The sequence below is a fragment of the Sphingomonas sp. SUN039 genome, from assembly GCF_024758725.1.
Taxonomy (GTDB): Bacteria; Pseudomonadota; Alphaproteobacteria; order Sphingomonadales; family Sphingomonadaceae; genus Sphingomonas_O.
This window is the reverse complement of sequence record NZ_CP096972.1, coordinates 2,553,586-2,578,910: the sequence shown is the minus strand read 5'-3', so window position 1 is coordinate 2,578,910 and position 25,325 is coordinate 2,553,586. Positions and strand designations below refer to the sequence as shown.

General features: G+C 63.4%; 27 protein-coding genes. 11 read left to right on the top strand and 16 right to left on the bottom strand.

The genetic code is table 11. From position 1 onward, the window contains the following. Window positions 1-10: 10 nt before the first annotated feature. On the top strand, window positions 11-883 hold the full coding sequence (locus tag M0209_RS12570; protein ID WP_258888608.1) for a class I SAM-dependent methyltransferase: 873 nt from the start codon (window positions 11-13) through the stop codon (window positions 881-883). Here the strand turns inward: M0209_RS12570 and M0209_RS12565 are convergent. The 4 genes from M0209_RS12565 to M0209_RS12550 all read right to left on the bottom strand — a co-directional run bounded on the left by M0209_RS12565 (window position 839) and on the right by M0209_RS12550 (window position 2,879). Beyond that, entirely contained in the window at window positions 839-1,162 is a 324-nt protein-coding gene (locus tag M0209_RS12565) for a YkvA family protein (protein ID WP_408988203.1), read from the bottom strand. The genes M0209_RS12570 and M0209_RS12565 overlap by 45 nt on opposite strands. Then, window positions 1,159-1,806, bottom strand: coding sequence for a heme exporter protein CcmB (locus tag M0209_RS12560; RefSeq protein ID WP_258888607.1), 648 nt, complete (start codon window positions 1,804-1,806; stop codon window positions 1,159-1,161). The genes M0209_RS12565 and M0209_RS12560 overlap by 4 nt, the downstream gene beginning before the upstream one ends. Continuing rightward, entirely contained in the window at window positions 1,803-2,369 is a 567-nt protein-coding gene (gene ccmA / locus M0209_RS12555; RefSeq protein WP_258888606.1) for a heme ABC exporter ATP-binding protein CcmA, read from the bottom strand. The genes M0209_RS12560 and ccmA overlap by 4 nt, the downstream gene beginning before the upstream one ends. A 114-nt stretch (window positions 2,370-2,483) precedes the next feature. Further along, window positions 2,484-2,879: a metallopeptidase family protein gene (locus M0209_RS12550; RefSeq protein WP_258888605.1), complete on the bottom strand. Its 396-nt coding sequence runs from the start codon at window positions 2,877-2,879 to the stop codon at window positions 2,484-2,486. A 34-nt stretch (window positions 2,880-2,913) separates the two neighbouring features. Here M0209_RS12550 and M0209_RS12545 point away from each other — a divergent pair, with 34 nt between their 5' ends. Both M0209_RS12545 and M0209_RS12540 read left to right on the top strand, forming a co-directional pair. Further along, window positions 2,914-3,204, top strand: a complete 291-nt coding sequence (locus M0209_RS12545; RefSeq protein WP_258888604.1) for a 4a-hydroxytetrahydrobiopterin dehydratase — start codon at window positions 2,914-2,916, stop codon at window positions 3,202-3,204. Window positions 3,205-3,362: 158 nt separating this feature from the next. Further along, the gene (locus M0209_RS12540) at window positions 3,363-4,214 is read left to right on the top strand and encodes a putative phage abortive infection protein (protein ID WP_258888603.1); all 852 of its coding nucleotides are present in this window, start codon (window positions 3,363-3,365) and stop codon (window positions 4,212-4,214) included. A 6-nt stretch (window positions 4,215-4,220) separates the two neighbouring features. Here M0209_RS12540 and M0209_RS12535 read toward each other — a convergent pair whose 3' ends face one another. Continuing rightward, on the bottom strand, window positions 4,221-5,000 hold the full coding sequence (locus tag M0209_RS12535; protein ID WP_258888602.1) for an SDR family oxidoreductase: 780 nt from the start codon (window positions 4,998-5,000) through the stop codon (window positions 4,221-4,223). Between the two features lie 46 nt (window positions 5,001-5,046). Between M0209_RS12535 and M0209_RS12530 the strand changes: the two genes are divergently transcribed. Beyond that, window positions 5,047-5,820: an ATP-binding cassette domain-containing protein gene (locus tag M0209_RS12530; protein ID WP_258888601.1), complete on the top strand. Its 774-nt coding sequence runs from the start codon at window positions 5,047-5,049 to the stop codon at window positions 5,818-5,820. Then, window positions 5,817-7,331 (top strand): ABC transporter permease/substrate-binding protein, encoded by a 1,515-nt coding sequence (locus M0209_RS12525; RefSeq protein ID WP_258888600.1) that lies wholly within the window; start codon window positions 5,817-5,819, stop codon window positions 7,329-7,331. Before M0209_RS12530 ends, M0209_RS12525 begins: the two co-directional genes overlap by 4 nt. Here M0209_RS12525 and M0209_RS12520 read toward each other — a convergent pair. Continuing rightward, window positions 7,328-10,276, bottom strand: coding sequence for a M10 family metallopeptidase C-terminal domain-containing protein (locus tag M0209_RS12520; RefSeq protein ID WP_258888599.1), 2,949 nt, complete (start codon window positions 10,274-10,276; stop codon window positions 7,328-7,330). The genes M0209_RS12525 and M0209_RS12520 overlap by 4 nt on opposite strands. A gap of 1 nt (window position 10,277) precedes the next feature. Beyond that, window positions 10,278-10,682 (bottom strand): hypothetical protein, encoded by a 405-nt coding sequence (locus tag M0209_RS12515; RefSeq protein WP_258888598.1) that lies wholly within the window; start codon window positions 10,680-10,682, stop codon window positions 10,278-10,280. Between the two features lie 143 nt (window positions 10,683-10,825). On the opposite strand from M0209_RS12515, the gene uvrA reads away from it, so the two are divergent. Then, complete coding sequence (uvrA, locus tag M0209_RS12510; RefSeq protein ID WP_258888597.1) at window positions 10,826-13,840, top strand: excinuclease ABC subunit UvrA; 3,015 nt, start codon at window positions 10,826-10,828, stop codon at window positions 13,838-13,840. Between the two features lie 63 nt (window positions 13,841-13,903). On the opposite strand, the gene M0209_RS12505 is transcribed toward uvrA, so the two are convergent. From M0209_RS12505 to M0209_RS12490, 4 genes are read right to left on the bottom strand one after another with little or no spacing between them, the layout of a single operon-like run. Continuing rightward, window positions 13,904-14,686 carry a hypothetical protein gene (locus M0209_RS12505; RefSeq protein ID WP_258888596.1) on the bottom strand — a complete coding sequence of 261 codons (783 nt, stop codon included), beginning with the start codon at window positions 14,684-14,686 and terminating at the stop codon, window positions 13,904-13,906. Further along, window positions 14,687-15,403 carry a hypothetical protein gene (locus M0209_RS12500; protein WP_258888595.1) on the bottom strand — a complete coding sequence of 239 codons (717 nt, stop codon included), beginning with the start codon at window positions 15,401-15,403 and terminating at the stop codon, window positions 14,687-14,689. Further along, window positions 15,400-16,065, bottom strand: coding sequence for an MT-A70 family methyltransferase (locus M0209_RS12495; RefSeq protein ID WP_258888594.1), 666 nt, complete (start codon window positions 16,063-16,065; stop codon window positions 15,400-15,402). The genes M0209_RS12500 and M0209_RS12495 overlap by 4 nt, the downstream gene beginning before the upstream one ends. Further along, window positions 16,058-16,693, bottom strand: coding sequence for a BglII/BstYI family type II restriction endonuclease (locus M0209_RS12490; protein ID WP_258888593.1), 636 nt, complete (start codon window positions 16,691-16,693; stop codon window positions 16,058-16,060). The genes M0209_RS12495 and M0209_RS12490 overlap by 8 nt, the downstream gene beginning before the upstream one ends. Before the next feature lie 337 nt (window positions 16,694-17,030). Here M0209_RS12490 and M0209_RS12485 point away from each other — a divergent pair, with 337 nt between their 5' ends. Together M0209_RS12485 and M0209_RS12480 are read left to right on the top strand one after the other, a co-directional pair. Next, entirely contained in the window at window positions 17,031-17,594 is a 564-nt protein-coding gene (locus M0209_RS12485) for a hypothetical protein (RefSeq protein WP_258888592.1), read from the top strand. Next, window positions 17,569-17,778, top strand: a complete 210-nt coding sequence (locus M0209_RS12480) for a hypothetical protein (protein ID WP_258888591.1) — start codon at window positions 17,569-17,571, stop codon at window positions 17,776-17,778. Before M0209_RS12485 ends, M0209_RS12480 begins: the two co-directional genes overlap by 26 nt. A gap of 14 nt (window positions 17,779-17,792) precedes the next feature. Here the strand turns inward: M0209_RS12480 and M0209_RS12475 are convergent, their stop codons facing one another. From M0209_RS12475 to M0209_RS12460, 4 genes are all read right to left on the bottom strand, one after another. Next, the gene (locus M0209_RS12475) at window positions 17,793-18,254 is read right to left on the bottom strand and encodes a hypothetical protein (RefSeq protein WP_258888590.1); all 462 of its coding nucleotides are present in this window, start codon (window positions 18,252-18,254) and stop codon (window positions 17,793-17,795) included. A 127-nt stretch (window positions 18,255-18,381) separates the two neighbouring features. After that, window positions 18,382-18,594, bottom strand: coding sequence for a hypothetical protein (locus M0209_RS12470; RefSeq protein ID WP_258888589.1), 213 nt, complete (start codon window positions 18,592-18,594; stop codon window positions 18,382-18,384). A 24-nt stretch (window positions 18,595-18,618) separates the two neighbouring features. After that, window positions 18,619-18,936, bottom strand: a complete 318-nt coding sequence (locus tag M0209_RS12465) for a PilZ domain-containing protein (protein WP_258888588.1) — start codon at window positions 18,934-18,936, stop codon at window positions 18,619-18,621. 81 nt (window positions 18,937-19,017) lie between these two features. Continuing rightward, entirely contained in the window at window positions 19,018-19,554 is a 537-nt protein-coding gene (locus tag M0209_RS12460; protein WP_258888587.1) for a peroxiredoxin, read from the bottom strand. Between the two features lie 163 nt (window positions 19,555-19,717). Here M0209_RS12460 and M0209_RS12455 point away from each other — a divergent pair, with 163 nt between their 5' ends. Beyond that, complete coding sequence (locus M0209_RS12455; RefSeq protein WP_258888586.1) at window positions 19,718-19,957, top strand: hypothetical protein; 240 nt, start codon at window positions 19,718-19,720, stop codon at window positions 19,955-19,957. A 41-nt stretch (window positions 19,958-19,998) separates the two neighbouring features. Then, a complete protein-coding gene (locus M0209_RS12450) occupies window positions 19,999-21,810 on the top strand; it encodes an ABC transporter ATP-binding protein/permease (RefSeq protein WP_258888585.1) in 1,812 nt (603 codons plus the stop codon). 6 nt (window positions 21,811-21,816) lie between these two features. Here M0209_RS12450 and M0209_RS12445 read toward each other — a convergent pair whose 3' ends face one another. Then, the gene (locus M0209_RS12445; protein WP_258888584.1) at window positions 21,817-22,653 is read right to left on the bottom strand and encodes a helix-turn-helix domain-containing protein; all 837 of its coding nucleotides are present in this window, start codon (window positions 22,651-22,653) and stop codon (window positions 21,817-21,819) included. A 134-nt stretch (window positions 22,654-22,787) separates the two neighbouring features. Here M0209_RS12445 and gyrB point away from each other — a divergent pair, with 134 nt between their 5' ends. Then, window positions 22,788-25,325 (top strand): DNA topoisomerase (ATP-hydrolyzing) subunit B, encoded by a 2,538-nt coding sequence (gene gyrB / locus M0209_RS12440; RefSeq protein WP_258888583.1) that lies wholly within the window; start codon window positions 22,788-22,790, stop codon window positions 25,323-25,325.

Below are 25,325 nucleotides of genomic sequence, written 5' to 3'. Positions count from 1 at the left end.
CTTTTTCCCGATGAATGTACACACCCTCATCGGCGAGCCTTGGGATCATTACGCCCTCATCGACAGCGGCGAGGGGCGCAAGCTCGAGCGGTACGGGCCGTATCGCTTCATCCGGCCCGAACCACAGGCGATGTGGGTACCCGCGACGTCGGATTGGGACGCGGACGGCGAGTTCGTCCCCGGTGCGGACGAGGACGGCGGCGGGCGCTGGGTGTTCGAACGCGATGTGCCCCGTGCGGGTTGGGAGCTGAGCTGGGACGATCTGACCTTCACCGCACAGACCACGCCGTTCCGGCATCTGGGCTTCTTCCCCGATATGATGCCGGTGTGGAGCTGGGCGCGCGAGCGGCTGGCGGGGTACGATGCACCCCAGGTGCTCAACCTGTTCGGCTATACCGGCGTCGGCAGCCTCGCGCTTGCATCGAAGGGCGCGAGTGTCACCCATGTCGATGCCTCGAAGAAGTCGGTCGAAGCGGCGAAGGCCAATGCGGCGACAAGCGGGCTGACCGACAAGCCCGTCCGCTGGATCGTCGACGACGCCGCCAAATTCACCGCGCGCGAGGGGCGGCGTGGGCGGCGCTATGACGGGATTATCCTCGACCCGCCGAAGTACGGGCGCGGACCGGAGGGCGAAGTGTGGCAACTCGAACGCGATCTCGCCCCGCTGATCGCCGGTGTCCGTGCACTGGTCGACGACAAATCGGCATTCGTATTCCTGACGGTTTACGCCATCCGCCTGTCGGCACTCGCCATCGGGGAGCTGCTGCAACAGGCGTTCGGCGACCTGCCCGGACGCGTCGAATGTGGGGAACTCGGCGTGCGCGAGGAAGCGCGCGGGCTAGTTCTGCCGACCGCGATCTGGGCGCGCTGGGTCCGGGATTGAGGGATCGCTGGCGGCTCTTTCCCTGAACTCGGCGAGAAGGTCCGCCGGGATAAGCCGCATTGCGTAGCGGATGCCGAACGGCACCACGACAAAGTCATCGAGCCAGCCGATCAGCGGGATAAAGTCCGGAATAATGTCGATGGGACTGATCGCATAGGCCGCGACCAGCCCCACCACGACCTTGGCCATGCGCGGCGTGCGCGGGTCGCGCGCGGCGATCCACAGCACCTTGGCATCGCGCGCGATCAGGCGCAGCTTTTCCTTGGGCGACAGCTTCATTCGCGGCCTGCCCGCAAAGCCGCGCCCGCCGCGAACGGGGTTAGCGCCACGAGCAGCAGCGATGCCGCCGCGAGAAGTTTCAGCGCGCCGCCGTCGATGGGCGCAAGGCTGCCTGCGCCGAAAATCAGGATCGGAATAGCTAGCGGCAGCATCAGCAGACCCGTCAACGCCGAGGTGCCCTTGAGGCCGGTCGTCAGACTCGCGACCAGCACCCCGAGCGCGGCCAGCCCGGGCGTACCGAGCAACAGACCGATCTCCAATTTCATCAGCACTGCCCCGTCGAGATTAAGGAGCGCGCTCGCCGGCACCGCCGCCAGCATCAGCGGCAGCGCAAAGCCCACCCAATGCGCCACCATCTTCGCCGCGACGACCAGCTCGTCGCTGATGCCGCGCACCGCCAGCTGGTCGAGCACCCCCGCTGCCGCGTCGGGCGCAACGAGGCGGTCCACTGGCAGCAATGCCGCGAGCAACGCTGCGACCCACAGCATCCCGCCGCCGCTCTTGCCCAGCAGCACGGCGTCGGGGCCGACCGCGAACGGGTAGAGCGTGGCGACCAGCAGGAAGAACACGACCGGCATCGCAATGCCGCCGCTGGCCAGTGCGCGCGACAGGTCGCGGGCGACGAGGCGGACGAACACGCTCATCCCAGCACCAGCGATTGCGCGTCTGGCAGGGCGAGCGCCTGATGCGTGGCGACGACCGCGATCCCGCCGCGCAGCCGGTGCGTCGCGATCAGCCCTTCGAGGATCGTCACGCCTGCCGCGTCGAGGCCATTGGCAGGCTCGTCGAGCAGCCAGATGGTCGCGCCGCTGGCCAAGGTCCGTGCGAGCGTCGCGCGACGGCGCTGGCCGGTCGAGAGCATTCGCACCGGGACTTGCGCGAGGTGCGCCATATCGACGCTTGCAAGCGCATCCTTGACACTGCCGCCGTCGATATCCGCCCAGAATTGCAATGCCCGGGAGAGCGGCAGCGCGGGGTCGAGCGCGGGTGCCTCATCGGCCAGCGCCACATCGCCGTCGCGGGTCACGACGCCGGCCTCCGCCCGCAACAAGCCTGCCGCCACCCGCAACAGGCTCGACTTGCCGACGCCATTGGGGCCGCCGACCGTCAGCACATCGCCCGCCCCCAGCGCAAAACTTACGCCCGAAAACAGCACCCGCCCGCCGCGCGCGCAGGTGACGTCGGCGAAAGACAGTCCCACCCTCACGACTTCCCTGAGCTTGTCGAAGGGCCTTCTTCTATCCCGAACATTCGCCCGCGCTGAAGACGAGCAGGCTTCGACAAGCTCAGCCAAGTCGGCTGTGGGGGGCCTGCCCCCCAATCAGGCAACCGCCTCCTCCAGCGCATGCATATCGGCGTCGCTCAACCCGAAATGATGGCCGACCTCGTGCACCACGACATGCGCGACCAGATGGTCGAGCGCTTCACCGGTCTCGCACCATTCGTCGAGGATCGGGCGGCGATAAAGGTGGATGGTCGCGGGCACGTCACCGGTCTGCGCGGGCTCGCCGATGGGGCGGCCCGAATAAAGCCCCGACAGGTCGAGCGGGCTTTCGATCTCCATCTCGGCGAGAATGCGGTCCTCGGCAAAATCCTCGACGATCAGCAACACGTCCGCCAGATGCGCCGCGAACGGCCCCGGCAGCCGGTCGAGCGCCGCCCGCGCCAGCCGTTCGATATCGTCCAGCGAAGGAGGGATTTGACCGGAGGCGCTCACCCCTGCGACATAGCCGCAACCAGGGGACACGCAAATGATCGAACAACTCGACGAAGACGAACGCGCCGCGGCGCTCGATGAACTCGGCGAATGGGATTACGACGAGACGCGCGACGCGCTGACGCGGGCGTTCGTGTTTGCCGATTTCGTCGAGGCGTTCGGTTTCATGACCCGCGTCGCAATCCTCGCCGAAAAGGCCGACCACCACCCCGAATGGTCTAACGTCTACAATCGCGTCGACGTGCTGCTCACCACACACGATGCGGGCGGCCTGTCGGCGCGCGATGTCGCGCTGGCGCGGGGAATTGAGGCGTTGCTGGAGTAGGGTGCGGTAATGTCGCCGAGGAGAGTAGAACAGTTTAGACCAACGCCTTTCCGGTCACGCTTTCCGCGCCCAGAGACCTGTTTGGACAGGCATAGTTGCATGTCACTGGCGTCGCTAAGACAATGAAAGTGTATCATCATAGAAGGGGATTGATTCGCGTGTCCAAAGCGAAGGCCTTTGAGATTTTACGTCTCGTGCCCCGTCCGGTTTTTATCGTAATGGTTCTCTTCTTAGTATTTTTGGCATGGATGATTTGGGGAGCGACGGCGCGCTTTTGGGCTGTGTGGGCTGGTGCGATTGAGCCCTATGAGACAGTTGTTGCAGCAAGGACTGCTGCTGCTGGTGCTTGGGGCGACTCTTTCGGTGGTTTTAACGCGCTTGTGGGAGCAATTGGTACAAGCGCGGTAGCTGCCACGTTATACTTACAATACCTCGCTTTAGGAGAGCAGCAAAAGGATCAGCATCTTTCTCGTTTTGAAGGAAATTTCTTTAAGCTGCTCGACCTTATGCGAAGCCTCAGAGCTGAATTGGTCTACCAACAAACATCCTCTTTTATATCAACAAAGTCAATGTACGCTATGAGCGGCAAACAAAGCTCGCACGCGGCGATTGAAGCTGCTTACTATGAAGTAAACTATTGGGCCTTTAAAGCTCATTCAGGAAGTAAAAAGATCAGTAAAAATGTAGTTGCAGCTCAATATAACAACTATGTGCAGGCAAGATATGAATTTTGTTTTGCTCCATATTTTAGAATTATATATACGATACTTAATAATATCGGAATAGACCATAGGTTAAACAAAGATGAAAAGGCATACTATGGAAATATTCTCAGGTCTCAGCTAACTAGTTTTGAGGTTGGATTGATTGCGTTCAATTCAACCTCAAAATACTCAAAAGACCTTTCCAGCTTAGTGACAGAATTCAGGCTTCTAAAATACCTCCCACTCAAAAGACGTCGCATATTGACCGGGATATTTGAGGAAGATGCATACGCTGAACGTACTTAGGTTGTCTCACTCCTTCGGCGACAGCCGCTTCGGCAATAGCCACGGCGCCCAGGTAGTTGCCAGCTTCAGCCGCCGCGCGGTCTTGCCGACGAGCGTGTGGACCTTCTTGCCATGCGCTGCGTCCCACACCGCCTGCGCGACCTGTTCGACCGGCGTGAACTCCAGCCCCGCCTCGCGCACCACATCGCGGATCGCGACGTTCGATCCCGAGGCGGTCGCGTTCAGCAGCGGGGTGTCGATGAAGCTCGGCATGATCGTCCGCGCCTTGACCCCCGCATCCTTCCACTCGCGGTCCAATGATTCGGTCATTGCGCGGACGCCGAACTTCGTTGCCGAATAGGCCGACATGCCCGCGCTGGCGTAAATCCCCGCCGCCGATGACGTGCTGACCAGCGCGGAACCGGGCGTGTTCTTGAGATACTGAAAGCCGACCTGCGCGCCCCAGAACACGCCCTTCAGGTTGATGTCGATCACGCGCTCGACATCGCGGGCGTCCATCGCCTCGAGCGCACCGCCGGTGCCGATGCCGGCATTGTTGAACAACACGTCGAGCCGCCCGCCGGTATGTGTGGCGAAATCGGCCAGCGCCGCCTCCCACGCATCGCGGTCGCGGACATCCATTACATGCTGGCTGCTCATGCCCTTGGGCAGTAGCGCCGCCGTTTCGGCCAGCCCCGCTGCGTTTACATCGGCGAGGCCGACGAACCAGCCCTTGGTCGCGAAAAGCTGCGCGGTCGCGCGGCCGATGCCCGATCCGCCGCCAGTGATGAAAATGCTCTTTTGCATCGCTTTGATTTCTCCCCTGACCGGTGTCACACCGCATCGCGTGGACGTGCACAAGCCCCAATCCGGTCCGGCGGTGACGCTGACCGGCGTGACGAAACGTTACGGCGGCAAGCCCGCGCTCGACGATGTGTCGCTCGACGTTACGGCAGGCAGCTTTGTCGCGCTGGTCGGCGGGTCGGGGTCGGGCAAATCGACCTTGATCCGCACGATCAACCGGCTGGTCGATCCCGACGACGGACGGGTGCTGATCGACGGCAAGGACGTCTGCGACAGCGCGCCGCCCGCGCTGCGCCGTCGAATCGGCCACGTCATCCAGGGGGTCGGGCTGTTCCCGCATATGAGCGTCGCCGCGAATATCGCGATCGGGCTGCGGATTGCAGGCGTGCGGGATACCGCTGCCCGGGTGATGGAATTGCTCGACCTCGTCGATCTGCCCCGCGACTTCGCCGCCCGCGCCCCGGCGACGCTTTCGGGCGGGCAGCAACAGCGCGTCGGCGTCGCCCGCGCGCTGGCGACCGCGCCGGGGCTGATGCTGCTCGACGAACCGTTCGGCGCGCTCGACCCGGTGACGCGCGACGCGCTGGCGCGCAGTTACCGTGCACTGCACGACCGGCTGAGCTTGACCAGCATCATGGTGACGCATGACATGGCCGAAGCACTGCTGACTGCCGACCGGGTGGTGGTGCTCAAGGGTGGTCGCGTCGTCGGCGATGCGAGTCCCGCCGAATTGCTACGCGGTGGCGGCGGCGAGGAGGCACAGGCGCTGGTCGCGGTGCCTAGGGGACAGGCCGAGCGCATGGCCGCGATGGTGCGCGCATGATCGACCGCCTTCTCCCCCTGATCGCGTCGCACATCCTGATCGCCAGCGCGGCGCTCGCGCTTGGGCTGCTCCTCGCGCTACCGCTTGGTGTATTCGCGGCGCGTCACCGGCGGGCCGAGAAGATCGTGCTGGGGTTTGCGAGCCTCGTCCAGACCATCCCCTCGCTCGCATTGCTCGCGCTTTTCTATCCGCTGCTGTTGGCGATCCGCACATTGACCGGTGCGCCGATTTCACCGCTCGGTTTCCTGCCCGCACTGCTCGCCCTCACGCTCTACGCCTTGCTGCCGATCCTGCGGAATACGGTTGTCGCCCTGCGCGGCCTCGACCCCGATATGCTCGAGGCCGCCGACGGGATCGGCATGACGGTTTGGCAGAAACTATGGCTGGTCGAGGCGCCGACGGCGTTGCCCATGGTCATGGCGGGTGTCCGCACCGCCGCCGTCTGGACCATCGGCGCGGCAACGCTCTCGACGACGGTCGGCCAGCCTTCGCTCGGCGATGTGATCTTTTCGGGGCTGCAGACGCAGAACTGGGAGCTGGTCATCTGGGGCTGCCTTGCCGCTGCCGCCTTGGCTCTGACGGCGGACGCGCTGCTTTCCTTGGCCGAACGCGGGATATCGAAGGGCCCGCGCATCCTGTGGATCGTCGCGCTCGCGCTGTTCCTCGCCGCGCCGGTTGCCGCGCTCGTCTCGCAAATTCGCCCCGCCCAGCAGACCGTGACCATCGGGGCGAAGAGCTTCGCCGAACAATATATCCTAGCCCGTCTGATCGGCCACCGGCTGGAGGCGGCGGGCTATGCGGTGCGCTACAAGGAGAACCTCGGTTCCGCCGTCGTGTTCGGCGCAGTGACGTCGGGCGAGGTCGATGTCTATGTCGATTACGCGGGCACGCTGTGGACCAACGAGATGAAGCGCATCGACAACCCGCCCCGCGCGGCGATGGTTGCGGGTGTGACGACGTGGACGAAGGCGCAGCGCGGCGTCACGACGCTTGGCCCGCTCGGGTTCGAGAATGCCTATGCGCTGGCGATGCGGGGCGACGTCGCAAAGGCAAAGGGTATCGCCAGCATCGACGACCTGCGCGGTGCAGCGGGGTCGCTGACCTTGGGTGCGGACCTCGAATTTCTCGACCGCCCCGAATGGGCGACGATCCGCAAGACCTACGACCTGCGCTTTGCCCGCCAGCGCACCTTCAATCCGACCTTCATGTACGACGCCCTCAAATCGGGCGACGCCGACGTCATCTCCGCCTTCTCCTCCGACGGCCGTATTGCTGCCGACGGGCTGGTCGTCCTCAGCGATCCGCGCGGCGCGATCCCCAGCTATGACGCGCTGTTGCTGCTCGGCCCGAAAGCGGCGCGCGACGCAAAACTGGTCGCCACGCTGCGTCCTTTGATCGGCGCGATCCCGGTCGATGCGATGCGAAAGGCCAATTTCATGGTCGACCGTGCCAAGGACAAGACCAGCCCCGATGCTGCGGCGCGCTGGCTTGCAAAGGCCCTGCGGCGTTAGACGAACAAGTCGACTGTAATCACCGGCGGCGGGGTGGGGAGCTGGAAGACGAAGTCCTGATCGGCCTGGTATCCGGCGATGCCATTGGCGTCAGCGACCAGGAAAACATTGCCGGCGAGTGTGCCCGACGTCGGTGTGTACAGCACTGCTTGCCCGGCACCCATCTGCCCCGCGCCGATGGCGGCGGCGAGGTCGGCGTTGAAGCTGCCGGTGCTCAACGCGCCGCCCGCCACGGTCGCGGCCACGCCGGAGATGGTCCCGGGCAGGTCGATCTTGTCGACGCCGTTGGTCAGCCCGACCAGCCGGTCCCAGCCCGACCCCGTCGATTCATTGGCTCCATTGTACGCAAACATGTCCGCGCCACCGCCGCCGGTCAGCGTATCCGCCCCGGTATTGCCGAAGAAATAATCGTTGCCCGCGCCGCCGGTGAGTGTGTCACTGCCGCTGCCGCCGAAGAACCGCAGCGTTCCGTCGGTCTCGGCTGCCCCGTTGACGACGAGGTTGGTCGTGGTCGACAGGCCGAACAGGATCCGCTGCTGCCCGGCGGGTGTGAAGCTGTCGGCGACGGTGATGTTGAACGTGTTGGGCGTCCCCACCGGGCCGCGAAGCATGACGAACACCTCAACATCCTCGCGGCTGGTCAGGGTCAGCGTATAGTCGCCGTCGAGCGCGAGCTGGTCGTTCGCGCCCGTCCCGCCATGCACCGTGTCGGTCGCGCCATATTTGCCGGGTCCGAAGTAGAAGCCGTCCGCGCCCGCCCCGCCATTCAGCGTGTCGGTGCCGAGGCCGCTGTAGACGATGATATTGCCGTCGAGTTCCGCCGAGCCGTCGACTGCCAGGCTCTCGCCCACACCCAGATTGCCGCCGAACACCGTGAATGTCGTTCCCGCCGCGACCGTCGCATTGTTGATGACGATGTCATAGCTGCCGCCCGGCAGGACGGCCAGAACATCGACATCGACCAGCGTTGTGGCACCCAGCACCAGCCGGTTTGCGCCGGTGTAATTCCCCGTAATGCCGACCTGGTCGTTCGCGCCGCCGCCGCCGTTGACGCTGTCGGCCGCCGTCAATTTCGCGCCGAAGTTGAACGAATCGTCGCCCGCACCGCCGTTCACCGTATCGACGCCGCCCTGCCGCAGGTCGAAGCTGTTGTTGGCAGCATTACCGATGATCGTATCGTTGCCGCTGCCGCCGACCGCGTTTTCGATAATGACGCCGCGAGCGATCGTGACGTTGCCGGTACGGCCGCCCACGTTCGAAAAGGCCTCGGTATTAAGGTCGATCCGCTGCGTCTGCGTGAACCCCGAATAGTCCAGGGTGTCGATCCCGCCGTCGTCGAAGATCGTATAGGAAATATCGGGGTTCTGGCTCGCGTCATAGATGGCGCGGCCCGATGTGTTGTTGAAGCCGTAGGTCGTATTGCCCGTCCGCGTCGTCGTCGCATTGCCGTACAGGCTGGTGGTTGCGATCTCGTCCGCCACCATCGGGCTCAGGATGAATTCCTGGGTGAAGCCGAGTCCTTGGAAATAGCTGTTTTCGGTCTGGCTGAAGTACGACATGACCGTCGTCGCCCAGGCGTCGTTGAGGTAGAGCGCGTCGGTCGCATAGTTTGCGTTGCCGTTGTAGTTGCCGGCATGACCCAGCCCGAGGACATGCCCGATTTCGTGGATGAAGGTTTGGAACGAATAGCTGTTCAGTGCGAAGTTCCCGCGATTCCAGGTCGACTGTACGTTGACCGTGCCGCTTGTCGTGATACCTCCTGAGTAGCTCGCGTTGGCAAAGGCGCCGGTCTGGTTATCGGTAAAGCTAATTTGCCCGCCCGACGTTACCTCGGCGAAAACGATCCCCGTCACGTCGCTCCAGAGGTTGAACGCCTCGCGCGCGAGATTCATCGCCGCAGCAGAGATTGTGCCCAGATTATAGGTAAGCGTGCCGCCCGGCGCGACGTTGAAATGGTGCGTCGATCCACCCCAATAGCCGCTGGAAAGCTGGGTCGCGATCTGGTCGTTCGTGAAGAGCACGAGCGGCGGCGTTGTAAACGCGGTCAGGATAAAGCTGCCGGTCGAGGCACCGGTTGGCGGCGGATTGCTGCCCGAATATGTGCCGACATCGAGGTAATAGGTGCCCGTCGCCGTCGGGGTGAAACGGATCGCCGAATAGCCGTATTCCCCCGCATCGTCATTGGTCTGCAACTGCGCACCGGCCCCGTCCCGCAGGGTCAGCCGCGTGTCGACGCTACCCGGCGGCGCGCCGTCACCGCTTAGCGGGACGGCGCTTCCGGTGCGGAAGATATAGGTTTCCCCTGCCGTCAGCGCGATCGCATACCAGTCGCGGTCGCCGACGGTGTCGATGTTGCCGGCGATGCCGCCGCCGACGGCCAGCGTCGCCGTAGTGGCTGTGGTCTCCACCACCGCATCGCCAGCGAACGCCGGTACGGCCGTCAGCGACAGGTGATACGTGCCCGCGCTGGACTGGCCGCCACCGGCAAACGTGCCCGCGTCGATGAAATAGGTGCCGGTGACCGTCGGCGTGTAGCTGATCAGCGAATTCGTGCCGTCGCCACTGTCGTCGTCGTCGGTAATTCGTGTCCCGGCCGCATCGCGCAGCGTCAGGAACGGGTCCGCGCTCGACCCGCTGACCGACGTGGTGTGGAAGACATAAGTCGTGCCTGCGGTTAGCGTGACGCGGTACCAGTCATGGTCGGTCGCGGTTTCGATAACGACATCGACGCTCGACCCGGGCACGATCGGAGCAGCGCTCGACGAATTGCCGGGGACCGAATCGGCGAAGTCGGGCCCGCGGGCAAAATCGGGTTCGGCCAGTATGAAGTCCGGACCATCGGCAGGCACGGCACGCGGCGCGGCGGTCAGGTCGCTGTTCCATAACCCCGGTTCGGCATTCTGGCAGAACGCCGTGGCACAACAGCTGCATCCATAGTCGGCCATGTCATCTCCCTTCCGGCGCGGCCAGGCGCGCGATGCCCCGCGCCGCATCGCCTGCCAGCTTGTCGATGTCGGAGCTTAACATTTTCCTGTCGGACACGGCGAGTTGAAAAGGCGGCATTTCCTGCGCCCTGCCGCGGCGAAGCCGTATGACCTTCGCGCTCGCAATGCCCTGCGGCAGGAAGCGCAGCTCGACCGCATAGCCGTCCGTCGGCCGGATCGCGCTGATCGTCGTCGCCTGCCTCATCGCGGTGCCGAGCGCCGTGATGAAACGCGCACAGGCCTCGGCATCGGACAGTGCGACGACCTTTCCGCCGCTAGCGGTACACATAACCGGAACCGGCACAGCCGATACGGGTATGCCCGTCGCCGCCAGCGCCGAAATTGCCATGGTGATCCCCTTGCCCATGGGCCCTTGCTAAGTCAGTCGTGGGTTGCCGTCGAGCGCCACAACCTCGATCCGGCTTGCAACAGGCTCCGACCGGGCCATATCGGCGTTACGGGTCGACCGGCCTTGCCCCTGTCGAACAAATCTGGAACAGACTGCTCCCCATGCTTACACATATCTCGGTTCGCGGCGCGCGCGAGCATAACCTCAAGGACGTGTCGGTCGATCTGCCGCGCGACAAGCTGATCGTCATCACGGGGTTGTCCGGTTCGGGCAAATCATCGCTCGCGTTCGACACCATCTATGCCGAGGGGCAGCGGCGCTATGTCGAGAGCCTGTCGGCCTATGCGCGCCAGTTCCTCGAGCTGATGCAAAAGCCCGATGTCGACCATATCGAGGGCCTGAGCCCCGCGATCAGCATCGAGCAGAAGACCACCAGCCGCAACCCGCGCTCGACGGTCGCCACCGTGACGGAGATTTACGATTACATGCGCCTGTTATGGGCGCGCGTCGGCATTCCCTATTCGCCGACGACGGGCCTGCCGATCAGCGCGCAGCAGGTCAGCCAGATGGTCGATCGCGTGATGGCGCTGCCCGAGGGGACGCGGGCGTATCTGCTCGCGCCGGTCGTGCGGGGGCGCAAGGGCGAGTACCGCAAGGAGCTGCTCGAGTGGCAGAAGGCGGGGTATACGCGGGTCCGGATCGACGGCGAATTCTACGACATCGACGCGGCGCCGGTGCTCGACAAGAAGTTCAAGCACGACCTGGAGGTCGTGGTCGACCGCATCGTGGTGCGCGAGGGGATAGAGAGCCGCCTCGCGGACAGTTTCGAACAGGCGCTGAAGCTGGCCGACGGGCTGGCCTATGTCGATCCGGCGGACGTTCTTCCTCCCCAAGCGCAGCTTGGGGAGGGGACCCGCGACGCGCAGCGTCGGGGGGGAGGGGTATCGGGCGATGGAGAGCTACCCCTCCCCCCCCAGCCTGAGGCTGGCGGGTCCCCTCCCCCCGCTTCGCGCGAGGAGGACAAGAAGAAAGCAGGCGAATACGCGCCGGAAGGCCGCATCACCTTCAGCCAGAAATTCGCCTGCCCCGTCTCCGGTTTCACCATCGCCGAAATCGAACCGCGCCTGTTCTCCTTCAACGCCCCACAGGGGGCGTGCCCGGCGTGTGATGGCCTCGGCGAGAAGCTCCACTTCGATCCCGCGCTCGTCGTCCCCAACGAAAATCTCAGCATCAAAAAGGGCGCGGTCGTACCCTGGGCTAAGTCCAACCCGCCCAGCCCCTATTACATGCAAGTGCTCGGCAGCCTCGCCGCGCACTATAACTTCAGCCTCGACACCCCCTGGAACGAGCTGCCCGAGGATGTCGTCACCGCCATCCTCTACGGCACCAAGGGACAGCCGGTCGTCCTGAAATTCATCGACGGCCGCAAGTCGTACGAGGTCAAGAAACCGTTCGAGGGCGTCATCGGCAACCTCGACCGCCGCATGCTCGCCACCGACAGCGCGTGGATGCGCGAGGAGCTGGGCAAATATCAGAATGCACAACCGTGCGAAGTCTGCGGCGGCGCGCGGCTCCGCCCCGAGGCGCGCGCGGTCAAGATTGCGGGCGAGGACATCAGCGTCAGCACCCGCCGCGCGGTCGGCCCCGCGCTCGAATTCTTCCAGTCGCTCCCCGAAAAACTCAACCCGCAGCAAAACCAGATTGCCGAACGCATCCTCAAGGAAATCGTCGAGCGCCTCGGCTTCCTCAACAATGTCGGCCTCGACTATATCAACCTTGACCGCACCAGCGGCACCCTGTCCGGCGGCGAGAGCCAGCGCATCCGCCTCGCCAGCCAGATCGGCAGCGGGCTTAGCGGCGTGCTCTACGTCCTCGACGAACCCAGCATCGGGCTTCACCAGAAGGACAACGACCGCCTCCTCTTCACGCTGCGGCGTCTGCGCGACCTCGGCAACACCGTCATCGTCGTCGAACATGACGAGGACGCGATCCGCACCGCCGACTGGGTGGTCGACATGGGGCCGGGCGCGGGCGTCCACGGCGGCGAAGTGGTGGCGGAAGGGGTGTTGCAGGACATCCTCGACAACACCGCCAGCATCACCGGCGATTACCTCAGCGGCCGCCGCAGCGTCGCCGTCCCCGCGAAACGCCGCAAGGGCAATGGCAAGAAACTGACGGTCAGCGGCGCGCGCGCCAACAATCTCAAGAACGTCACCGCCAGCATCCCGCTCGGCACCTTCACCTGCATCACCGGGGTCAGCGGCAGCGGCAAATCGAGCTTCACCATCGACACGCTCTATGCCGCCTCCGCCCGCGCGCTCAACGGCGCGCGGATGCTCGCCGGGCATCATGAAAAGATCGACGGGCTGCAATATCTCGACAAGGTCATCGACATCGACCAGTCGCCGATCGGCCGCACCCCGCGCAGCAACCCGGCGACCTATACCGGCAGCTTCACCCAGATCCGCGACTGGTTCGCGGGCCTCCCCGAAAGTGCGGCGCGCGGCTACAAACCCGGGCGGTTTTCGTTCAACGTCAAGGGCGGCCGATGCGAGGCGTGCACCGGCGACGGCCTGATCAAGATCGAAATGCACTTCCTGCCCGACGTCTATGTGACGTGCGACGTGTGCCACGGCGCGCGCTACAACCGCGAGACGCTGGAGGTGAAGTTCAAGGGGCGCAGCATCGCCGATGTGCTCGACATGACGGTCGAGGACGCGGTCGAATTCTTCAAGGCAGTGCCCCCCATCCGCGACAAGATGGCGATGCTAGCCGAAGTGGGCCTGGGCTATGTCAAGGTCGGCCAGCAGGCGACGACGCTGTCGGGCGGCGAGGCGCAGCGCGTCAAACTCGCCAAGGAACTGTCACGCCGCGCCACCGGCAGCACGCTCTACATCCTCGACGAGCCGACGACCGGCCTGCATTTCGAGGACGTCCGCAAACTGCTCGAAGTGCTCCACGCGCTGGTGGAACAGGGGAATACGGTCGTGGTGATCGAGCATAACCTGGAAGTGATCAAGACGGCGGACTGGGTGATCGACCTGGGCCCGGAAGGCGGCGTGCGCGGGGGAGAGATCGTGGCCGTCGGGACGCCGGAGAGTGTGGCGAAAGAGGCACGGTCGTATACCGGGCACTATCTGGCGCCGTTGTTGGGGATGGAGAGTGTGGGGGCTTAACGAGCGCCTCTCACTTACAGGAAAAGCCGGCACTCGCCTCAAGTGCGGGGGTAAGGCCGGTGATTACTGCCTTCCCTCGATCGGGTAGCAATCGTATATTAACACTCGTTTCAGCCTCTGATCGGGGTAAAAAATTCGTCGAAAGTTGATGTTGACGGTTGCTCCCGTTTTATCTGCGTACTGAACGAGAAATCGCGATAGCGTAGGGATAGTTCGAGCCGTAGCGGTTTTTGGCGCGCGAAAAGGCACTGTGCGACCGAGGTCATGGAAAAATACTCGTCCGGACCGCCCGTTCACGTTTACAGCGCCAACGGACACATCCTGAACGTCCAGTTCTTCCGCCTCTTCCTCCGTTTCGAGATACTCTCTCGTTTCTGAATTTAAAAGCGTCGCTGGATACCCATCAGACTTGATCGATATTTTTTTACCTCGTGAGTCGATCCACGCATGGCCCCGCCTCAAACTGGGTTCGACGGCCTCTGCAAGTACGTCGATGTCGCCTGCTGGAATGATCGTATCACCGACAGTCAAGTCGCGCTCGGCCACCTGCCCGGTAGCTCGACGGATGACGCGTCTAAGCAATTTTGAAGCCTTATCTGCCAGAGCATTTGCCTGTCCGGCATTTCGCGCCACGGTCGAGAAAATGAGACCCAGACTTCCGGGTTCAGTGCGCTCAAAATAGTATTTGATGTCTTGCGAAAAGGGACGCCGAAAACGTACTTTCCCAGTCGCCGCATAGTGTGCAACTAGTCCAGCAACGCGCGTGATTCCAGCTATTGACTCCACGCCCTCATATGCCTCGATATGATGCTGGTTCGCTTCTGCGCCATCAAATTTAATTTCCATCTAGCCACCCCTCAAAACCTCGTCGTTATCTAGATTATAAAAAGCTAGAGAGACAACCATTACTATCGCACTGAGGATGGTGGTGGCGATTACGCTCCAATATTGTAACTCTGGGTATCGCCCCGAAATTTGATTGTCATAATCGTATATGAAATAACCACCTGAAATGATTGGCATTAGAAAAATAGCCAAATATATAAGCCCCATTGATGCCATTGATAGGAAATAAACTGTTCGAAAATAGATGGAGACCGACGGTCGATCAATCAAAGATTGTGTCGTTGTACTCCATTCTTGTCCGCCTTTCAGCGTACGGTACATAAACTCTGAACGATCTCCCCACTCTCTATCGCAGATCGCTCTAAGGTAACGGTCAAACACTCGCTGATCCAAAAATCTCACACAGGCGATGCAGAACGATAACTGAGAGGCAACGCAAAACAAAAATAGCCCATATGGTAGTTCAAATACTTTTTGATCAAAAAGGACCAAATCAATCCTGAGCCCAACCACCTTAATGCTGTAAAGCAGGGCTAAGCCAATTGAAATCGCGAATAGTCTGTTGCTTTCTTTTAGAGCAGCGTTATGCGCTTCTACTAGGCGTTGTATGACTTGCTCGGTCGAACCTATGCCTGTTGCGTCTGGCTGCCACTGACCCGAGATTATGCTACGCAGTATATTCCTTGAGACCGGCGGCTGGGTTTCCGCCTGTGTCACTCGGCCGCCTCAACCAACACCGCCTCGCCACCTACCCGCGAATTATGCGCGTAGGTGTCCCACCCGATCTCGTAGTCCTCGGCTTGATTGCCCCACACCGTCCAGCCCTTGCGCGGGCCGCGCGCGAAGATTTCGAGGCGTTTGGCGGGGCTGCAAGATTCGATCAGGTCGTACATTTCGTCGGGCTTACGGCTGTGCTCGCGCTTGCGGGTGCCGAGCAGGTTGACCTGCCGCCGCCCCGCCGGGCCGGTGCGCGCATTCTTGCCGCGGATACCGAACAGGCAGAGTTCGGTAACGTTGCGGAAATAGAAACCGACGCCACGCCCGTCCGACCCGCCGTCCTTGCGGATTTTATGCCAGACGATGTTGGATTTGTAGTCGAAGCCCCAGGCCTTCATCACCGCCAGCCCCTCTGGCAGCAGCGCATTGGGCACCCACAGATACAGGTGCGCCGGATCGGCGGCGCAATCGGCAACGGGCAGCGCCATGATGTCGGGCAGTTCCATCGTGTCGTAACGCGACAGGCGGCGATGCTCGGGGGCCATCTTGCCGGTGCGATTCTGGAACCGCCACGGCGGATCGGCGAGGATCGTCGAGAAGCGCTTGCCCTTCGTCGCCAGCGCGAAATCTTCGGCGGCAGTGGTCGGTTCGTAATCAGCCATTGTCGTCGTCCCCAGCGCCGCCTGCTACGATTGGTGCATCATCTTCGACATAGCAATCGCGCGTGATGCCGAATGCCAAGATCGGACAGCCACCCCCGCCGCCGCCTTCAAGGCGGGGCAGCAGCTTGTCCATGTGGGTCGTCGAAGCGCCGTATTTCGTGCCGATGCCGAGACCCTTGAACAGCGTCTGCAAATGGCTTGCGCGGGTCACGATGATGCCGACGTCGATCACGCGCAGGTCGAACAACAGGCGGAAATTGTTCAGGTCACGGTCGAAGAACGGATCCTTGTTGTTCCACTCGATCTCAAGGCCAACCCGTCCCTTGAAACAATCGACCTTGTGCGTCGGCGAGTCGCGCTCGTCCTCATCGACCTTGATGCGCGTGGCGAACTTCCGTTCGACCCAGCCCCGTTCGGTCAAAAACCCGTCGAATCGTCCGGCGATGCTCGACTTGGCCCCGCCACCGCCAAGCACTTCGCTGCGCCGAAATTCAAAGGCACGAAGTGCGGCGATCACATCCCGCCATTCGTCGGGGTGCGCCGTCTCAAGGATGCCCGTCGCGTTGCGCCACTCATGCACCTCGAATCGGTCGGCGATGTCGGGCGGGATGAGGTGCGTGGTGACCATGTCACAGACATGGAACGGAACGTGAATCGAGGCAAGAGTGAATGAAGCGGTGGTTCATCCGAAGCACCGAAGACCCGGTCTGCTTTGGTCTCTTCGGTGCTTCGGGTGAAACATTGGGCGTGCCGTCACGGCGAGATTGGTTTTACGCGAAGGCGCGAAGGCCGCGAAGGGGGTGCACTTCTTCGCGACGTTGACCTACGGTCGCCTTCGGCCCTGCGCCTTCGCGTGACACAACCTTCCTTCTTTTCCGGTATCGCAAAGGTCGCTGGACCCCGGATCAAGTCCGGGGTGACGGGCGAATGGTTGATGCTGCACGGCTCCTCCGCCAATATGAGCCGTGACCGAACCACCCTCCCTCTGGCGACCAGAATTCCTCGACGCGCTGCGCCTGCTCGCAACGGTCAGCGATGCGATGGCGGTGCGGGGATTGTCGCGGCCGATCCTCGTGGGTGGGGCGGCCGCGGAATATTATTCGCAGAGCGAGATTGCGACCGGCGATTTCGACCTGTGCCATCCGGCGCAGGACGAGCTGGAGGCGGAGATGCAGCGGCACGGATTCGTCCGGCCATCGGGCGCAGGCAAATCGCTGCGCGGGTGGGTGCATCCCGCGCTCGGTCTTGGCTTCGAGATCGTCGCCGATGTGCCGATGGACGGGAATGTCGATGCGGCGCACATCGTGCTGATCGAGCAGCTCGTGCCCGAGGGCGATATCGCCATGATTTCGGTCGAGGATTTGATCGCCGACCGGATGGGCCAATATGCATCGGGCACGGCGCGCGACCGGATCGATCAGGCGCGCGATCTGCTCCGGCTTAACCCCGACGTCGATAAGGTGTATCTCGACCGCCGTATCCGTGAAGAAAGCTTTGGCGATTATGGCGTCGACGACATCAAAAGCTGACAGCGCCGACTGGCCGGGCAAGCGGATCGATCATGCCGAATATGGCGCAAAGCTCGCCGCGCGGCGGGCGGAACTGGGCTATCCCGAACTGCCCCGAAATTCCGGCGCGAACCGGACCGAGTCGAAACAGGCCTTGCTGAAGGCCATCGACGACGCGGCGGCGAAGCAGGGGTTTTGCTGGTAGCGCCTTTCGGTGCGCTAGTTGAGCAGCGCGAGCAGCTCGGGGCGACCGTTGGCGGTGGTGCCGCGCTGCATGAACAGCTTCGATTCATTGGCCATCGTGCGGTCGAGATAATAGACTTCGTCGCCCAGCGTGTCGTAGCCGGCATCGAGCGTGAACGACAACATCAGCGGCTTCTGGCGGAGGTCATCCGGCCGGTCGCCGAACAGGGGCTGCGCGGTCACCGAAGTCAGCGATGCATAGACCGGCCCGTTCTCGCCGCCGAAGCGGAACGACTGGCCGATCGCCGACTCCCACACATCCGACTCGGTTTTGGTGCTGAGCGACGCCTGCCCGAGCAGCTTGTCGACAACGCTCGTCAGCGAAGACGATCCGCCGCCGGTGCCGCATCCGCCGAGCAGCGCGACGGGGCCGAGCAGGGCGGCGCCTGCGGCGGCGCTTCCGATGAACGAGCGACGTGTCGGTACTGTTTCTGGCATGCCGTCCCCCTGACAGTCCGCAATGGTAACCGATATTTTCGGAATTTAACAGTCAATGACGTTTAGGCGACAGGGTGTAGGTGCGGCAAACATTGCATAATGCCCCATGGCGGGACGCCGGAGCGCTCTAGTTCGAATTTTGGAGCGTATTCAGCGTGTCGGCCATCTGGCGCATCTGTTCGTCGTCGACCGGCGCGCCGGTAATGTCGGTTGCGGTTGCGCTGTTGCCCGGCGGCGCGGGGTCGCCGAGCAGGTCGGCCACCTGCCAGCACACGAACACGACAAAGGCCACCGCCCACCAGCGGTTGCCGAAGATCCTGCGCGATGTGAACGGCCACATGCGTGCCATCCTAGCGCGCGGGGGTTAACGTTCCTTGCGGTAACGCGCGACGAGGTGGTCGAACACCGCGACATGGAGCGCGCGGTCGAAGGCGGCCCCGTAGCTGTACCCCTCGGCCCAGGCGACGCGCGCCTCGAGCCCGGCGAGGCCGGGAATGGTGACCGTCACCAATTGCCCGACATTGAGGCGAAAGCTGGTCGAGAAGCGGAATCCGGTCAGCGACAGGTCCTCGACCTCGATGTCGAACCGCTGCGACGAGCCGAGTTCGCGCAGCGCGGCCTCGAGTTTGACGTCGAGCCTTGCGGCATAGCGATTGTCGCGACGGGCGAGTTGTGGACGCATAACTACCTCACTTGGAGGCATGTTTATACGGCCGCGAACCTTGCCACGGAGTAAAGGTCCATAATCTTTGACAAAATCCGGCTATTTCGCGCCGCGCTTGCCGCCCAGCGCCTGGACCGCCGCCAGCGTGCCCGTGATATGCCCCTCGGGCTTCATTTCGGAATGGACGAAAGCGACCTTGCCGTTCTTGCCGATGACGAACGAGGTGCGGTTCGAAAGCGTCGCGCGCATCGGCAGGACGACGTCGTAATCGGCGATCATTTTGGGGCTGGCGACCGCGACCGCGAATTTGTTGCGGCAGGCCTCGACCGAGAATTCGGTGAGCTTGTCGACCGCGCCCGCCGAGACGCCGATGACCTGTGCGCCCGCTTTCGTGAATTGGTCGTGCGCGTCGGCGAAGGCCTTGGTCTCGATGGTGCAGCCTTGCGTGAATACCGCCGGGAAGAAGTACAGCACGACCGGCCCTTTTTTCAGCGCCTTGCTGAGCTGGAACGCGAAGGGCTTGCCGGCGAGCGCGCCCTGGGTCGTGAAATCGGGCGCGGGGGCACCGACCGGCAGTGCGGCAAGTGCGGGGGTCGAAAGCGCGAGCACGGTTGCGGCGAGTGCGGTACGGATCATGGCGTGTCTCCTGCGGGGGGTTACGCCCTGCCTAACGCGGATCGGCGGGCGGACCAAGTGCAGCAACAGGGTAAACGTGCCGTTGCGAGGCAATCCCGGTGCGGCACGGTGTCGCCGCGCGCAGGACATGGCCCGAAACGCCCGGTCCGCGCACCCCGTAAATATGGTTTCGCAAATCCTAATGCTGCTGGCGCTGGCCACCACAACGCCTGTCGAGGGGGCCGGCGGGGCGCGCGCCGAAGCGCGTGTCAGTGCGACCATCCAGCGTGGCGTCACGCTGCGCGCCGAGACGGTGACGAGTGAAATCCGGCTGCTGCCCGCCGCCGCACGCGCATCGCGTCCTTGCATCTCTGCCGACAAACCTGAGCCGGAATGCCGCCTGATCGTCTACGATCTGCCGTAAGGCAGTGGACTTGGGCGCGTTGACGCCCCACATCGCGCCGCATGCCGCCGATTGTCGAGGCGAACGACGCTGCCCCTGCCGGGTTCGCGACGCTCCGCCGCTTCCTCCCCTATCTCTGGCCCGCCGATAACCGCGCATTGCGGCTGCGTGTCGTCGCGGCGCTGCTGCTGGTGGTGGTGTCGAAGGGCGTGACGCTCTCGATGGGCCTCGTTTATAAGGCCGCCATCGACCGGATGGTCCCCGCGCTCAAGCCCGAGGTCCAGATCGCGATTGCGCTGGTCGTCGCCTATGCGGGCGCGCGCTTTGCGGGGGTGCTGTTCGACAACTTCCGCAATGTGATTTTCGAGCGCGTCGGGCAGGACGCGACCCGGCATCTGGCCGAACATGTCTTTCAGCGGCTCCACGCGCTGTCGCTGCGTTTCCACCTCGACCGGCGCACCGGCGCAGTCGCCAAGGTCATCGAACGCGGGACGAAGAGCATCGACACGATGCTGTATTTCATGCTGTTCAACATCGCGCCGACCGTGCTCGAACTCGTCGCGGTCTCAGTGTTCTTTTTCTTTTCGTTCGGCTGGCAGCTGGTCGTCGCGACCTGGGTGATGGTCGTCGCCTATATCGTGTTCACCCGCACCGTCACCGACTGGCGGGCCAAGCTGCGCGAACAGATGAACGAGATGGACACCGGCGCGGCGGCGAAGGCAGTCGACTCGCTATTGAACTATGAAACAGTCAAATATTTCAACGCCGAAGCGCGCGAGACCGCGCGCTATGCCGGGGCAGCGCGCAACTACGCCAATGCCGCCGTCAAATCCGAAAACTCGCTCGCATGGCTCAACGTCGGGCAAAGTCTCATCACCAACCTGATGATGGCTGGCGCCATGGGCTATGTCGTTTTGGGCTGGGCGCAGGGAAGATTCACGACCGGTGACGTCGTGCTGGTCAACACCTGGTTGTCGCAACTCTTTCGCCCGCTCGACCTGCTCGGCATGGTCTATCGCACCATAAGACAGGGGCTGATCGACATGGCCGCGATGTTTGCGCTGGTCGATACGAAGGCCGAGGTTGTCGATATCCCCGGCGCGCTGCCGCTGACAGTCGGCACGGGCGAAGTGCGGTTCGAGGGCGTACATTTCGGCTATGAGCCGTCACGCGAAATCCTCCACGGCATCGATTTCACCGTGCCCGCGGGCAAGACGCTCGCCGTCGTCGGCCCCTCTGGCGCGGGCAAGTCCACCCTCGCGCGGTTGCTGTTCCGCTTCTACGACACGACCGGCGGGCGGATTCTGATCGACGGGCAGGACATCGCCAAGGTCCAGCAAGCGACCCTGCGCGCTGCGATCGGCATCGTCCCGCAGGACACCGTGCTGTTCAACGACACCATCGGCTATAACATCGCCTATGGACGCGACGGCGCTGATCAGGCGCAAGTCGAGGAAGCCGCGCGCGGTGCCGCCATCCACGGCTTCATCGCCTCGACCCCCGACCAGTACGCGACCAGGGTCGGCGAGCGCGGCCTGAAACTGTCGGGCGGCGAGAAACAGCGCGTCGCCATCGCGCGCACCCTGCTCAAAAACCCGCCGATCCTGATCCTCGATGAGGCAACCAGCGCGCTCGACAGCCGCACCGAGGCCGAGATTCAGGCCACGCTCAAAGCCATCGCCGAACGCCGCACCACCATCGTGATCGCGCACCGCCTGTCGACAGTGGTCGATGCCGACGAGATCGTTGTGCTGGAGGCGGGAAATGTCGCCGAGCGCGGTACGCACATGGCACTGCTCGCGAAGAACGGGTTGTACGCGGAGATGTGGGCGCGGCAGGCAGCGGAGCAGGACGAAGCGGTTGCCGCCGCGTAGCGCGGACTATCCCAACCCATCCTCGCGCAATTTCAGTACGGCATTGAGCAGCGGGGTCTGCGCCTTTTCGAACTGGCCCGGCGTCATGCCGATAAAGTGGCGGAACTCGCGGTTGAGGTGCGATTGGTCGGAAAAGCGCAAGGCAGCCTGTGCCTCTTCGTCGGGGTGGCTGATCCCCCGGACGACGGCGGCCATATCGAGGAACCGGCTGCGGCGCAGGATGACCTTGGGCGTCAGGCCGAAGGCCGCGCAGCAGCGCCGTTCGAGCGCGCGTGCCGACAGGCCGCACTTGGCAGCAGCATCGGCAACGCGGATCGTGCTGTCGGTGCGCGCGATCTCCTCGAAGACGGCCATTGCCGCATCGCGGGCATAGCTGCCGACATGGGCGAGGCGCGTGCGTACAACACTCTCGATAGCCGCGACGATCCCGGCATCGTCGACTGCGGCAACGATGCGGTCGTGAAGGGTCGCCGCCGCATCGCCCCAGAAATCGCCGAGCGCGAACATCGCATCGGCGGTGTCGCTTGCCTTGCGGTCGAACAGCGCCGCCCAGCCGCTCGGGCGGAGGGCCACACCGACCACGGTGAATGGCCCCCGGACGCGAACGCCGAAGCTGCGGCTGTTGGGGCCGAACAGGATCGACGGACCTTCGCGCCGCCACTCGGGTTCGTCGCCGTATTTCGCCGACCAGTCGCCCTTCAGCAAAACGCGGACCATCGCGCTTTCGGAGATCAACCGGTCGATCAGGACGAAATCGTCGGGCAAAGCGGCGTGAAACACGAAAAACTGCCGGACATAGGGCAGCAGGTCCTCAGGCGGCGCAAAGTTGTGCGATTGCAGCATGTTGGCTGCGCTTTCCCCCGATGTCGCGACCCTGTTGCCGCCATTGCGCGCCAGTGGGACGAATGCAAGCGCCGACGGCGTCTCAAACGCGCATTTCCCTTGGGTTTTGGCCCGGGCGTCCCTATAGGCTGGGCATGGAAACCACACCCGAAAACGGCGCCGATACGCCGCGCGACAACACCCCCAACGCAAACGATTACGGCGCCGACCAGATCAAGGTGCTGAAAGGGCTCGACGCGGTCCGCAAGCGTCCCGGCATGTACATCGGCGACACCGACGACGGGTCGGGGCTGCACCATATGGTGTTCGAGGTTTCGGATAACGCCATCGACGAGGCGCTGGCGGGGCATTGCGACAAGATCCTCATCCAGCTGAACCCCGACGGATCGGTGTCGGTCGAGGACAACGGTCGCGGCATCCCGACCGGCATCCACAGCGAAGAGGGCGTGTCGGCGGCCGAAGTCATCATGACGCAGCTGCACGCGGGCGGAAAGTTCGAGAACACATCGGACGAGAATGCCTATAAAGTGTCGGGTGGGTTGCACGGCGTCGGTGTGTCGGTCGTCAACGCGCTGAGCGAATGGCTAGACCTGACGATCTGGCGCGATGGCGAAGAGCATTACATGCGTTTCGCTTACGGCGATGCCGTCGCACCGCTCAAGGTCGTTAGCCCCGCACCCGAGGGCAAAAAGGGGACGAAGGTCACGTTTTTCCCCAGCCCCGCGACCTTCAAGATTACCGAATTCGACTTCGAAAAGCTCGAGCATCGCTATCGCGAACTCGCCTTCCTCAACTCGGGCGTCCGCATCTTCCTCGCCGACGCACGCCATGCCGAGCGGATCGAGCACGAACTCTATTACGAGGGCGGGATCGCTGCCTTCGTCAAATATCTCGACCGGTCGAAGGCACCGCTATTCCCTGAACCCATCTCGGTCACCGGTCAGCGCGACGACATCGGCATCGACGTCGCGCTCGAATGGAATGATTCCTACTACGAAAACGTCCTCGCCTTCACCAACAACATCCCGCAGCGCGACGGCGGCACGCATATGGCGGCCTTCCGCGCCGCGCTGACCCGCACGCTCAACAACTACGCCGACAAATCGGGGTTGATGAAGAAGGAAAAGGTCACGCTGACCGGCGAAGACATGCGCGAGGGGCTGACCGCCATCGTCTCGGTCAAATTGCCCGACCCGAAATTCTCGTCGCAGACCAAGGACAAGTTGGTGTCGTCCGAAGTCCGTCAGCCGCTCGAATCGCTGATGAGCGACAAGATGGCCGAATGGCTGGAGGAAAACCCGGCGAACGCGCGCGCGATCATCCAGAAGGTCATCGACGCCGCCGCCGCGCGCGAGGCCGCCAAAAAGGCGCGCGAAGCGAGCCGCAAATCGGTGCTCGGCATCGCGTCGCTCCCCGGCAAGCTCGCCGATTGCCAGGAGAAAGACCCGGCCAAGTCCGAACTCTTCCTGGTCGAAGGCGACTCTGCCGGCGGCTCGGCCAAGCAGGGCCGCGACCGCCATTTTCAGGCGATCCTTCCCCTGCGCGGCAAGATTCTCAACGTCGAGCGCGCGCGTTTCGACCGGATGCTTGGATCGAAGGAGATCGGCACGCTCATCCAGGCCATGGGCACCGGTATCGGGCGCGACGATTTCAACCTCGAAAAGCTGCGCTATCACAAGATCATCATCATGACCGACGCCGATGTCGACGGCTCGCACATCCGCACATTGCTGCTGACGTTCTTCTATCGCCAGATGCCCGACATCATCACCAACGGCCATCTCTTCATCGCGCAGCCGCCGCTCTACAAGGCGGCGCGCGGACGCAGCGAAGTCTATCTGAAGGACGATGCCGCGCTCGACGATTTCCTCGTCGAGGCGGGGGTGGCGGTGTCGCGGCTCGACTCGCCGCTGGGGCAGCGCACCGGGGCCGATCTGCGGACCCTGGTCGATCATGCGCGGCGGATGCGGAGCCTGATGCGCTATGTCCCGCGCCGTTACGATCCGGCGATCGTCGAGGGGCTGGCGCTGATGGGCGCGCTCGACCCGGCGCTGCGCGACGACCAGCGCGCGTCCGCGCTCAATCTGGCGGCGGAATGGCTGAACCGTGCCGATCTCGAAGCCAAATGGAGCGCGACCATCGGTGCCGACGGCGACTATGTCCTGCGCCGGCTGTGGCGCGGGGTCACCGATCACAATGTCATCGATGCCGCCTTCCTGATGAGCCAGGAGGCGCGCCGCCTGCACACTTTGGTCGCCGAACAGGCGGAAAATTACGCGCAGGTTGCGCGCCTTGTGACGGTCGCCAAAACGGCGGTCGCGCAGGCCGAGGAAGAGGCGGTCGAGGAGGAGAGCGACGACGGCGAAACGGCAGTCGCGACCGTCGATCCCAAGGGCGCGCCGGTCTCGCGGCCCTCCGACCTGCTCGACGCGATCCTGACCGTCGGGCGCAAGGGGCTGAAGTTCCAGCGCTACAAGGGTCTGGGCGAAATGAACGCCGAACAGCTGTGGGAAACCACCCTTGACCCCGAGGCACGCTCGATGCTCCGCGTCGAAATCGCGCAGGCCGATGCGGCGGACGAAATTTTCACCCAGCTCATGGGCGACGTCGTCGAACCGCGCCGCGACTTCATTCAGGAAAACGCGCTGAATGTGGCCAATCTGGATGTGTGA